11 protein-coding genes and 2 pseudogenes are annotated in these 12,028 nt (G+C 59.7%); 11 read left to right on the top strand and 2 right to left on the bottom strand.

Annotation, left to right across the window (positions count from 1 at the left end):
• Positions 1–170 precede the first annotated feature (170 nt).
• A complete protein-coding gene (locus VEB01_RS16685) occupies positions 171–296 on the bottom strand; it encodes a hypothetical protein (protein ID WP_324877383.1) in 126 nt (41 codons plus the stop codon).
• 160 nt (positions 297–456) lie between these two features.
• Between VEB01_RS16685 and VEB01_RS16690 the strand changes: the two genes are divergently transcribed.
• The 5 genes and pseudogenes from VEB01_RS16690 to VEB01_RS16705 all read left to right on the top strand — a co-directional run bounded on the left by VEB01_RS16690 (position 457) and on the right by VEB01_RS16705 (position 4,341).
• A complete protein-coding gene (locus VEB01_RS16690) occupies positions 457–972 on the top strand; it encodes an RNA polymerase sigma factor (protein ID WP_324877385.1) in 516 nt (171 codons plus the stop codon).
• Positions 973–1,104: 132 nt separating this feature from the next.
• Positions 1,105–1,191: pseudogene (locus VEB01_RS23160) on the top strand (DUF4880 domain-containing protein); the annotation flags it as partial.
• 102 nt (positions 1,192–1,293) lie between these two features.
• Positions 1,294–1,962 (top strand): FecR family protein, encoded by a 669-nt coding sequence (locus VEB01_RS16695; protein ID WP_324877387.1) that lies wholly within the window; start codon positions 1,294–1,296, stop codon positions 1,960–1,962.
• A complete protein-coding gene (locus VEB01_RS16700; protein ID WP_324877389.1) occupies positions 1,892–3,040 on the top strand; it encodes a TonB-dependent siderophore receptor in 1,149 nt (382 codons plus the stop codon). Before VEB01_RS16695 ends, VEB01_RS16700 begins: the two co-directional genes overlap by 71 nt.
• A 146-nt stretch (positions 3,041–3,186) precedes the next feature.
• Positions 3,187–4,341 (top strand): sialidase family protein, encoded by a 1,155-nt coding sequence (locus VEB01_RS16705; protein ID WP_324877391.1) that lies wholly within the window; start codon positions 3,187–3,189, stop codon positions 4,339–4,341.
• Positions 4,342–4,386: 45 nt separating this feature from the next.
• Here VEB01_RS16705 and VEB01_RS16710 read toward each other — a convergent pair whose 3' ends face one another.
• Complete coding sequence (locus VEB01_RS16710) at positions 4,387–5,619, bottom strand: amidohydrolase family protein (protein WP_324877393.1); 1,233 nt, start codon at positions 5,617–5,619, stop codon at positions 4,387–4,389.
• A 428-nt stretch (positions 5,620–6,047) separates the two neighbouring features.
• Between VEB01_RS16710 and VEB01_RS16715 the strand changes: the two genes are divergently transcribed.
• The 6 genes and pseudogenes from VEB01_RS16715 (at position 6,048) to VEB01_RS16735 (ending at position 11,868) form a co-directional block, all read left to right on the top strand.
• Complete coding sequence (locus tag VEB01_RS16715; protein WP_324877395.1) at positions 6,048–6,578, top strand: RNA polymerase sigma factor; 531 nt, start codon at positions 6,048–6,050, stop codon at positions 6,576–6,578.
• A 53-nt stretch (positions 6,579–6,631) separates the two neighbouring features.
• Positions 6,632–6,703, top strand: a pseudogene (locus VEB01_RS23165) (FecR/PupR family sigma factor regulator); the annotation flags it as partial.
• 58 nt (positions 6,704–6,761) lie between these two features.
• The gene (locus tag VEB01_RS16720; RefSeq protein ID WP_324877397.1) at positions 6,762–7,553 is read left to right on the top strand and encodes a FecR family protein; all 792 of its coding nucleotides are present in this window, start codon (positions 6,762–6,764) and stop codon (positions 7,551–7,553) included.
• Positions 7,554–7,661: 108 nt separating this feature from the next.
• Entirely contained in the window at positions 7,662–10,127 is a 2,466-nt protein-coding gene (locus tag VEB01_RS16725) for a TonB-dependent siderophore receptor (RefSeq protein WP_324877399.1), read from the top strand.
• Positions 10,128–10,206: 79 nt separating this feature from the next.
• On the top strand, positions 10,207–11,475 hold the full coding sequence (locus VEB01_RS16730) for a PepSY-associated TM helix domain-containing protein (protein WP_324877401.1): 1,269 nt from the start codon (positions 10,207–10,209) through the stop codon (positions 11,473–11,475).
• A gap of 72 nt (positions 11,476–11,547) precedes the next feature.
• Positions 11,548–11,868 (top strand): hypothetical protein, encoded by a 321-nt coding sequence (locus tag VEB01_RS16735; RefSeq protein WP_324877403.1) that lies wholly within the window; start codon positions 11,548–11,550, stop codon positions 11,866–11,868.
• The last annotated feature ends 160 nt before the right edge of the window (positions 11,869–12,028 follow it).

Below are 12,028 nucleotides of genomic sequence, written 5' to 3' on the forward strand. Positions count from 1 at the left end.
CTCCAGTTGTTCGCGTTCAGCGGGTGTGATGACCAGTTCGGCTTTCGGGCGGCCGTTTTTCATTGGGTATCTCCTCAAATCTAAAGACACCCAGAAATTAAGCAAGATTTATGCTACGTATTAATGGGACAGGACACTAGCGGTCAGTCTTTCCGAGCGCCTGCGGGCGCTCAGGGGAAAGGCTGATCGCGACCATTCCGCCACTTCATCCAGTCCCCCGTGGTTAGCAGGGTTTCCAACAACTCGGCGGTGCTGTCCCAGGAAGCATTCGTCCACCAAACCACAACATCCGTCATCGCGGTCTTTCCATCACTCAATTTTGACAAAACACTATGTGATTTGCCGTAGTCGCTCGTGATGATACCGCCGACTTATCCGGTGCGTCCGTTTTAGATCAGATAGTTAAAGCAGTCGGCATGAGGCTTGCTCCGACGCAGAGGCCATCGCTCAATACCCATGACATCGTCCAATCATCAACTGCTCGGCCAACTTTTCCGGGACTGCCGCCAGGAACTCCTGGGCTTTTTGCTCGGCCGGGTCGGTTGCGCCCAGACCGCGGACGACCTTTGCCAGGAATCTTTCGTGCGACTGTGGCGAAGCGGCGACTTGAACCGCATCACCAATCCGCGAGCCTATCTATTCAAAACGGCGCTGAATCTGCTGACGGACCATCACCGGAGCCGCAAAGGGCGGATGAGTCTATTGACGGACTTGGATGAGGCCAATTCCACTGACCTCTCCGCCGAGGAACGAACCGCCGAAACCGTGACGCTCGCCTCGGAACGGCTCGACCGGGTGTCGGCCGCTCTTGAAGAGCTTTCTCCCCTGAGTCAACGCATCTTTTATCTGTGCCGCTTCGAAGGTTTGAAACAGCGGGAAATCGCGGAACGCCTCGGCGTTTCCGTTCGCACCGTGGAGGAACATCTCAAACGCACCCTCTTGCATTTGGCGCGCCGGGTAGAAGTAGAGTGACTCCGAAACGTGTGGTTTTTTCGTGGTGGCTCGTCTATCTTCACGAGGCACTTAACACGACAGCCGCTTTATGCCCGAATCCTCTCCGTCAAACGATCCTGAACGTCTGGTGAACGAGGGCTCGACTGGCTGATCAGCCTGAAGACTCGCCAACCGACGATAGCGGAGACGCAGCGACTCGAACGCTGGCGGACGCAGAGCCCGGACCATGAGGCGGCTTGGCAAAGGGCGATTTCGCTCTGGGAGGGGCTGGACCCGCTGCGTGGCAAACCGCTTCCCGGCTCGTCTCCCCTGCCCCAGGAGATAAATCGGAGAAACGTTGTGGAAGCGGTCTTCAGACCGCGATCGCCGTCGTCGGAAGCTTGCCCCGAGCAAAGCCGCTCCCGCAGCGCCGCACGTCCGCGGCAGCCGCTACGGTTAGCCTGGTTTTTCGCCTGTCTTTTGCCGCTGGTCGCGGGCTTGGTTTTCCTCGACCCCATTTTCGCGCTGCGCGCCGATTTTCGGACCGCCAAGGGCGAAATCCGGGCCGTCCTGCTGCCCGACGGTTCCCGTGCCACCTTAAACGCCGACAGCGCCGTGGCACTCCGTTTCGAGGATTCGGTGCGGCGGATCGAGTTGCTTCGCGGCGAAGCCTTTTTCGAAGTAGCCAAAGACACGGCGCGTCCGTTTGTGGTCGCCAGCGGCGAAGGCGAAACCAAAGCGGTGGGTACGACGTTCACCGTCCGGCAATCGAAGGAGAAGACCGAAGTGGCGATGCTGGAGGGCGTGGTCGAGGCCAGCACCGTCCGCCAGCGTCTGTCGCTGAAAGCCGGTCAAGTCGCCAGCCTTCAACCCGACGGCCAAATCGTTCTGCGGAACGGGGGCATCGGCCCTGCGCGACGACAACCGCACCCTGGATCGCAACCTGTTCTACCAGAGATTGGACCAGGAGGCCTACGCCACCAACCTGGACCTCACCGGAAAACTGGAACTGTGGGAAACCGAGCATGAAGTCCTGGTGGGCTTCGATTACTACCAGAACTCCGAAGACTATCACGCCCGCGGCGATTACTTTACCGGCGATCCGGCGCTCGCCATCGATATCTTCAATCCGAGCTACGGTGTCGACGCCGGCTTGTTCAACAAGGACCGCTTGGCGTTCCCGCTTTATTCCCGGGCCGAGGAACAATGGTTCGGCGTCTACTTTCAGGATCACATCACGCTCTGGGAGAAACTCCACATTCTGGGCGGCGGTCGCTACGATTGGGCGACAACCGGACGCGGCTACTCGAAAAATTCCTTCGCCGAGGCGGACGACGCCCGGCGGAACCGAAAGGATGACGACTTCAGCCCGCGGGTGGGCATCCTCTACCAGCCTTGGTTCTGGCTGAGCGTCTATGGCAACTGGGCGGAATCCTTCGGCTCGAACAACAGCGGAGCGGGTTCCGGGAATTTTGCGCCCGAAACCGGCGAGCAGTACGAAGCCGGCGTCAAGACCGAATTCTTCGACCGCAGGATGACCGCAACCCTAGCCTTCTACAACATCAATAAAAAGAACATCCTCACCCCTAACCTCAGCACGGCCGACCCGACCGACCGTTCCGCCATCGGCGCGGCGCGGAGCAAAGGCATGGAGCTGGACGTTTCAGGGCGGATCACGGACTACGTCAGCGTGATCGGCAACTACGCCTACACGGACGCCGAAATCACCAAAGACAACTCCGGCATCGAGGGCAACCGCCTGGCAAACGTCCCCTACAACTCCGGAAGCCTCTGGTTCAAATACGATGTCAACGGCTTCGATGCCTCCGACGGATTTGCCCTGGGAATCGGGGTATTCGCGGCGGGTCAGCGCGATGGGGACAACCAAAACACGTTCAAGATGCCCGGCTATGTGCGGCTCGACGCAGCCGCCGCTTACCGCTGGAAGCCGGGTCCGTCCCGTGTGACCGCACAGTTGAACCTGCGCAACCTGCTCGACAAGGCCTATTACGAATCGACCGATCCGTTCGTGAATGTAGCACCGAGGCTCGCTGTCGTTCCTAGCGCGCCGTTGACGGTGCTGGGTTCGGTGCGGGTGGAGTTTTAGAATTTCTCGCCGTCTTGCCGTCCGAGCCTTGACCGGGCGGCTTAGCGCAAAACTATTGGGAGATCACGATGGAACCGAGATATTCATTCTTTTCATGCTTAGGCGCCGTGCTGTTGTGGCTCGCTTCGTGCGCCGGAACCTCCACGATGGCATCGGAAGCGCTCGTACGGGAGATCGATACGCCGGCGGCGCCGGGCAGCCGTCAGCATCACCTGACCCAGCTCGACCGAGGGCGGATTTTGCTGAGCTGGGTGGAGGGCGATGAGTCTTCGAGCCGGTTCCGTTTCGCCGTTCGCGACGGGGGAGGCTGGTCCACGCCTCGCACCATCATCGCGGGCCGGTACAAGTTCGCCGCGCCGCCGCTCGTGATCGGACTGAAGGACGGCGCATTGGCCGCCGTCTGGATGACCCATCCGGACCGGGCTCAGGATCGCTACGCCGCCGACATCCATGTCTCCCTATCCAAGGATGGTGGCCGTCACTGGACCAAGCCGCTACGCCCCTACCCAGCCGCCGCCCGTATCTACGACGCTCAGATATCGGCCGCCCCCCTGAAAAACGGCGGCTTCGCCCTGGTCTGGACCGACCAGCGGCAAAAGAATCCAGACCGCTATCGGCTCATGGCCACCCTAATCGGCGCCGATGGGCGTGCGAGCGCCGAAACGACTGTGAATGCCGATGTCTGCTCCTGCTGCGAGACCCGAACGGTAGCCAATGGGAACACACTATTGACGACCTACCGCGACCACCTCGCCGGCGAGGTCCGGGACATCGCCCTGGCGCGCTGGAACGCGGGTGGCGTCAGCTCCAGCGGAATCGTGCATGCCGACCGATGGATCATCGAGGGTTGTCCCAGCCACGGCCCGGCCGTGGCCTCGCAGGGCGCGAAAACCCTGGTCGCCTGGTTCACCGCAGCAGATGGCGTCGGGCGGGTGAAGGCGGCATTTTCCGTCGATCAGGGCGTGCATTTCGGCAACCCTGTCGAGCTCAGCTCCGATGCCAACGGCTACGTCGATGCGCTTCTCCGGGAGGATGGTTCGGCTATCGTGGCTTGGCGGGGACGGGCGGGACCCGAGGAAGAGCTGCGGATTGCACGGGTGCGGCGCGACGGCACCGTACAGGGACATACGACCTTGTACCGCGGCGGATTCCCGCGTTGGCCCAGCCGTCATCTCAGTCTGGCGCAGGCGGGCGATGGGATCTACGTGGCCTGGACCGATCCCGCGCAGCGGCGGGTGAGGCTCGTCAGGGTACCGGTGGCCGCAGCGACGGCCGTCAAGTCCAGACTTGACGGCAAATAAAAGGACACCGCAAAACTCCGGCGAGTTGCGGGTAACGGGCCGGTTTTAGTGAGTGAAGTAATCAACGATGATTCTCCCCCCGGACATCACCAAATCCGGGGATTCCAGAGGTTTGAAGTTTTTGAATGCGTCACCCCTGACCGCGATGAGGTCGGCCGGCGCACCGGCACTCAGGGTTCCGAGCGGGGCGAGACCCAAGACCTCGCCTGCCTTGGACGTGGCGGTGCGGAATACGTCCAGAGGCGTCATCCCGGTCAAATGCACCATCAAATGGAGCTCCTCGGCGTCGATGCCCCAGGGAATTTCGGTATGAGCGATTTCGGCGCCGTAGAAAAGATGGGCGCCCAGGCTTGCCAGTTTGGAAACGTTCGGACGGATACCCGGACAATGAGAAAGCGTATCGAGGGTGGTGAGGATTCTGACGCCTTGTTGAACGGCTTTGCCGAGCAATTTATCGGATATGGGCTCGCAGGGGACATGAGCCCACTCGTCGACACCCGCGGCCAGTGCTCGCGCCACGCCTTTGGGTTCGGCCACATGAGCCGACACTTGCTTACCCAATCGATGCGCCTCGTCCACCACGGCCCGGGCGATTTCCAGCGACGGCATCGGCCAGGGCGGCGGGATGGAAGCCGCATGTCCCGTGCTCCAGGACGCGCCGGGTTCGCCACCGGGTTCCAGCGCGATTTTGATGATGGCCGCACCGCCGGCAACCAGATTCTGCACGAGTTGTCTCGCCTGTTCGGGCGTTTCGACGGGTGCCGCCACATCGCCGTGTCCGTGGCCGGAGTTACCGAATACCGGGATGGGATACCCGCCGGGACCGGTGATGATCGGGCCTGCCGTTAACAGACGCAGGCTGCCTTCTCCACCCGAGGGCGCCAATAAAGGTCCGCCCACATCGCGCACGGTGGTTACGCCATGGCGCAGCACCGTATCGCGCGGCACGTTCCGAAAGGCCAGATGACCGTGCAACTCGATGAAGCCGGGAAGCAGAGTGGCGTCGCCGAGATCGATGATAGGCGCCTCTTTTCTCTGCACCTGCTTGGACGGTCCCAGGCTCGCCACTTTGCCGTCGACGATCAACACCGTGTAATCATGATTCAGATCGACCCCGTCGAATACCCGCGCGGCTTTCAAAATCAGGGAGTTCGACCCGCGTGTCGTAGCCGCTGCTTTGGTCTGCGCCAAGGGGGTCCCGATCATGCCGACGAGCAATAGCATGGTCAAAAGCAGATTTTGCTGTAACCCGGATCGGCTGACGGATCTAGAAATCATGGATATATCCTCATGTTGTGCATTTGCGCGGCCTCAAGCTGAATAGAAAGCTACGAGAGGCAAAATTTGCACCATCGCCCCAATCCTCATGAATGGCGGACTTTATACGTCATCCAAGCACTTCACTACGGCATATGCTCGATTAATCAGCGATTTCACACAGGGCCGTTAATGGGTGGATCGTACCCGCAATGCCTGTTCCGCAAGGCACCGATTCCAACTGTGGCAAATGACACACCCGGATTGCGCCTTGCGTCGCAACGCTCCCGGCCCCGAGCCAACGACTTTAGGTAGACCATTGTTTCTACAATATTATTTTCCCAATCACGTCACACGGCGGGGATGTGGCATCGAGCTTGCTTTCGCAGTCCGGTATCACATTTAACACGACCGCGATTTAACTCCCTCTCCGCCCGAAATCCCTTTTCATGTCCTCGATCACCCACGACCAGATCTTTCAGCTCTTCCGCGATTACCGCAAACCGATCGTGGCATTTCTAATGCGCCGCGTGCAGTGTCCGGAGACCGCCCTGGATCTGAGCCAGGAGACTTATCTCCGCCTGGTGCGAAAGGACGCTCTGGCGCACGCTGAAAACCTGCCGGCTTACCTGTTCCGCACCGCCGAGCGCCTCGCCATCGATTATTTGCGGCAGAATCGGCAGACCTTTGTCAGCACCGATTCGCTCATCGACGATCTGACCTGCCCCAAGCTCTCTCCCGATGAGCTGGCGATGCTCCGGCAACAGTGTGAAATTCTGCTGGACGCCATCGCGTCGCTGCCGAAAAAGTGCCGGCATGTGTTTCTGCTGCGGAAGATCGACGAATTGAGCTATGGCGAAATCGCCGCGCGCCTGGGGATTTCCGAGAAGACGGTGCAACGCCACCTGGTCAAGGCGATGCTCCATTGCCACAGACGCATGCAAAATCCGCTGCCCGAATTCGACCGGGATTTCCGCTGATGCCCGGATTCAACAAACCTCGTCCTTCCAACGACCGAATTCTGAAACGGGCGATGGAGTGGTTCGTGCGCCTGCAATCGGAGCGTTGCAGCGACGAGGAGCGCGCCGAATTCGCCGCCTGGCTGGCCGCAGCACCAAACGCACCAGGCGGCTTATTCGGAGGCCGAACGGGTATGGGCGAGCATGGACGATTTGCGGAGAATTCCCGTGCCCGGCCTGGACGAAGCTCGCAGCGCGCGTCACGAACGCTCTGCCCTGCCGCTTGCTGCCTTGTCCGTCTTGCTGATGGGGTTGCTGACGGCCGGATGGTGGTATGAATTCCGCGCCGAAACGACCCATTACGCCACCGCCATGGGCGAAAGGCGCAGCGTGACGCTCGCCGACGGCTCACGTGTCGAGCTCAACACGTCCACCCGGCTCGCCGTGCATTGGTCGAGGTGGAGCCGTAAAGTCGAATTGGAATCCGGCGAAGCCTTGTTCACCGTGACGCACGATCCCGATCATCCGTTCGTCGTCGAGACCGGCCCGCTGTGCATCCGCGATGTCGGCACTCGCTTCGACGTGCGGAAGCAGCCTGAAAACATCGCGATAGCCGTATTGGAGGGCGAGGTCGAGCTGGAAGACGAGCGCGACATGAAAACCGAGCGGTTAAAGGCCGGCGACCGTAGCGTTTACCGTGAAACCACAGGATTAGGCCCCAAAGAACGGGCGGACGCGGAGCAAATCGAAGCGTGGACTCAGGGCCGCCTCGTCTTCAAGCATACGCCGCTGGCCGAGGTTGCCGCCGAACTGGAACGCTATCATCCGGTGCGCTTCGTCTTCGCCGAGCCTGCCGTCGGTCGGGAAATCCTGAGCGGCACCTTCGACGTCGGCGATCTCGATCCTTTTCTCAACGCCGTCGGGAAGATTCTGCCGGTTCGGGCGGAGCGTTCGAGCGATAGCTTGATCGTGTTGCGGCGGGCCAAGGGGAAGTAACACATTCCACGTTCAACAAAAAAATGTCCGGTTTTCCCGTTCTCCTTCGTTAATGGGTATTGAAGACGATCAACCGTCGCAGCACCCATAACAAAAAAGGAGACGATCATGGTCCATAGCGACCGCCCCGTTCGCAACGCGGCACATTGGGGAAATACCCGGCTGAACTTGCCCACTCTGGCGCTGATATTCGCCGGAACCGGAAGCAACGCCGCGGCGGGCGGCAACACCTTCGATTTCGATTTGCCTGCCCAATCGCTGTCCACCGCCTTGGATGGCGTCGCCAAGACGTCCGGGGTCAAACTCATGTACGCCGACGCCGCCGTGCAGGGACTCAAGACCCCGGCCGTGCGCGGACGAATGACCTCCGACGAAGCGCTGAAGCGCGTGCTCGCCCAAAACGGGCTGCGCCACGAATGGGTGGATAAGACGCTGGTGGCGGTAAAGGAGAACTCGAAGTCTTCGAAAGAGGCCAGCCTCGCCCTGGATTCGGTATCCGTTACCGATTCGGCGGAGGAAGATCGCCGCAGCTATGCCGTAACCCGCACATCATCCGCCACCAAGACCGATACGCCGATCATGGAGACGCCGGTGTCGATCCAGGCGGTGCCGCGGGCGGTGATGGAGGATCAGCAAGTGGTCAAGGTGGAGGACGCCATCAAAAACGTAAGCGGGGTGCAGAAGAACTTCAGTTTTGGCGATCTACGCGAAAACTTCACCATCCGAGGGTTCACCACGGATACCCAGACTTACCGTAACGGTGTGCGCTTGCCGCGGACCACGTTCGAAACGGCGCACTTGCAACAAATCGAGGTGCTGAAGGGGCCGTCCTCCGTCCTGTACGGCCGTATCCAGCCCGGCGGCATGGTGAACCTGGTGACCAAACAGCCGCAGGATCAGCCGTATTACGCCCTGCAGCAGCAGTTCGGTTCGTACGACTTTTATCGGACGACCGTCGATGCGACCGGACCATTGACGGACGATCTCAGCTATCGCGTCAATCTGGCCTATCTCAATGCGGATTCTTTCCGCGACTTGGTGGGCCAGGAGCGGTTGTTCTTCACCCCGTCGGTGAGTTGGAAATTGGGAGAACGAACCCGGCTCAATCTGGCGCTGGAGTACACCCATGACAACTCCGTCATCGACGCCGGCATTGTCGCCAACGGCGATCGCCCGGCCAAGGTGCCGCGCAGCCAGTTCATGGGCGACCGGGGTGATTTCACACGGCAAGAAGGAGTATTGCTCGACTTCAACTGGTCGCATGCCTTCAACGACGACTGGGCGCTGAAACATGCCTTTCTCTACGATGATCGGGATTTCCGGGAAAGCTATCGACCGGTCGTCGATTTCGGCAACGACGAATACCACCGGGGCCTTTGGCAGGTCGACAATCCGCGTAAAACCTACGCGACCAGCCTGGATCTCACGGGTAAATTCGAAACCTTCGGCGTCAAGCACAGTCTTCTGCTCGGCGGCGATTATTACCGGCATCAGGAACTCGGCGAAGGCTGCGTCGGTCCCGGGCAGACCGGCAACTGTTTGCCCTGGCCTCCCAGCATAGATGGCTTCGATCCGTTCAACCCGCGGGGAAATTCCGCGTTCAATTTAGACACCCATCGCTTTCCGTCACGGGAGAGCTTCAATTACGACACGGCGTCCCTGGAAGAATGGTACGGGCTTTATTTTCAGGATCAGATCACCCTGTTCGATCAATTGCACATTCTGGGCGGCGGACGCTACGACTGGATTCATCAGAAGAACACCAATCGCTGGAACCACTTGTTCTTTACCCAGAACCAGTTCGATGCCTTGGAGACTCAATTTTTCAGTCCCCGTGTCGGCATTCTCTACCGTCCGTGGCAGTGGCTGTCCGTATACGGAAACTTCGTGGAATCCATCGGCAGCAACCTGGGTCGTTCCTTCACCGGTGAAGTTCTCACTCCGGAAACCGCCACGCAGTACGAGATCGGAACCAAGACGGAGTTTTGGGACGGCCGGCTCATCGCCAGCCTGGCGTATTACCACCTCGCCAAAGACAATATCCAGGCGGTCGATGTGGCTAATTCGGCCGACAATACCTTCTTCCGGACTGCAAGCCAGGCTCGTAGCGAGGGCATCGAGCTGGACGTCAGCGGTAAGATCACCGAGGATTTGAGCGTCATCGGCACCTATGCGTTCACCGATGCGCGCATCAAACGGGACGACCAGTCCCCGGACAACCAAGGCAATCGGCTTTCCAACGTTCCGGAGCATTCCGGCAGCCTCTGGTTCAAATACGATCTCCCGTTCGAATCCGTCAGGGGCTTGACATTCGGTACGGGCGCTTTTGTCGCCGGCCAACGGGAAGGAGACAACGAGAACACCTTCCAGTTGCCGGGTTACGTCCGTTGGGACGCCATGGCCGCCTATCGCTTCGACGTCGGCCCGACGCGACTGACGGCGCAAATCAATGTCAACAATATTCTGGACAAGACCTATTTCAAGGCAGCCAACACTTTGGACGGCGCTCCGCAGGCCGGTATCACCGTCGGCGAACCATTGACCGTATTAGGATCGTTGCGGCTGGAATACTGAGCCAGCGTAGCTATGAGGAATGTCCCGTCTCGTTCGTCTTAAAGGGAAACCCGTGCGAAACGGAAAACAGGACCGGAACATGAGTCGAATCGTCAAACCCCTTGCCAATCCAGAGATTCTCGATAGCGAAAGAAATCGCCGGCTGAGCCGCCTCCAGGCTCGGCGCAAGCTGTGGCTTGAAGTTCATCTCTGGCTTGGACTCGGACTTGGGCTTTTCATGGCGGTGATCGGACTCACCGGCTCGGTGCTGGTGTTCTGGCATGAAATCGACGAGGCTTTGAACCCCGGCCTATATAGGGCATCGATTCCACTCAAAGCCATACGCAAACCCTTGGACGAGATTCTCGCCGCAGTCGAGAGGGTCACATCGCCGGGCTGGGAATCAAGCTGGGTCGATGCGCCGGGCGATGCGGGCATGAATTACGTGTTCGGCTTCTACTACCCGCAACAGACACCGACACCGGCGCCGGAGAAAGCGGTTTCCCTCAACGTCGCCGTGAATCCCTATACGGCAGAGGTGGTAGATCGGCGCGTCTTCTATCATGCCTGGAATCCGCTCAGGCATTGCTTCATCGGCTTTTTCTTCAAGCTTCACTACGCTCTGCTGCTGATGGATTTCGGTGTCATCCTGGTGGGTGCGATGGCTGTGCCGCTGATAATTTCGGTCCTCACCGGCCTCATTCTCTGGTGGCCCTTGGACGGCAAATGGCGGCGGGTGCTCACCATCAAGCGCCGCGCCAGCGCCGTGCGCTTCAACCACGACCTGCACCAGACCTCGGGGTTTTACACCTTGATCGTACTTCTGGCGCTGCTGATATCGGGGCTTTACTTCAATCTTCCGGAGCAGTTTCGCTGGATGGTGGAGCGCTTTTCGCCCCTGACGCCCGAACCCGTGGCATCGACCGATCCAGCACCGGGCGCGCCTTCAATCAATTTGGACGCCGCTTTGGCGCGGTCGGAGTACCCGGGCGGCGTGCCGCAGTTCTATTCGTTTTCCCCTGGCGATAGGGGCCTCTTCACCGCCTGCTACCGGGACGTTCCCGAATTGCGCCCTTATGTGCTCGACTCCCGCTGCCTGGTGCTCGACCGGCGCAACGGCGAACTCCTGCAGGTGCGAGATCCCGCCCACGGCAGCGGCGGCGATGTATTCATGCAGTGGCAATGGCCGCTGCATTCCGGGAAAGTCTTCGGCTGGCCCGGCCGTATTTTGGTATTTCTCACCGGTCTCGCCTGCCCGGTGCTTTACGTCACCGGCGTCATCCGCTGGCTCCAGAAACGGCGGGCGCAACGCCAAAAGAGCGGGGTTGGGCACAAGCGCGTTTCCGATCACGAAAAATATTTCCCGTAGCCGATGGGGGTTTTCACCGACTCATTCGTCTTATCTATAGGGCTTTGATTTCATGAGCAAGAGGAGAACGGGATGAGACTCAGGCGGCAGGGAGACGATCCGGCCATGCCCTCGGAAACGCAGGACGTTCCGGCGTTCCCGTCGGCGCGCTATTTCCAGATCCATTTCGAACAACTCAATCAGTTGATACACGAGCTTGGAGAAAAGCTTGACGCGACCAATCGCGAACTGGCCCTGCTGCGGACGAAAATGGGGATCGAGGTTGAGCAATCCAAAACCGCCACGGAGGAACCCATTCACCGCCGCTGGTCGCGAAATGTCGACAAGAGCCGCCGATCCCGCACCGATGCAAGGAAAATGCGAGGGGAAATTAACGATCTTCCGCGCCGATGAGTTTTGCTGTCGATAGGATCGGTCTAGAGCATTTTCATATCTAGTGAAAGGAAACCAAGGGATCGGGAAGCGGTCTGATGAGTATTTGCGAAATGAGGAGCGGTGATGGCGAAAGCCTATTCGATCGATCTCCGGGAGCGCGTGATCGGCGCCTGTGATG

This window comes from Methylocaldum sp., assembly GCF_035627495.1.
Taxonomy (GTDB): Bacteria; Pseudomonadota; Gammaproteobacteria; order Methylococcales; family Methylococcaceae; genus Methylocaldum.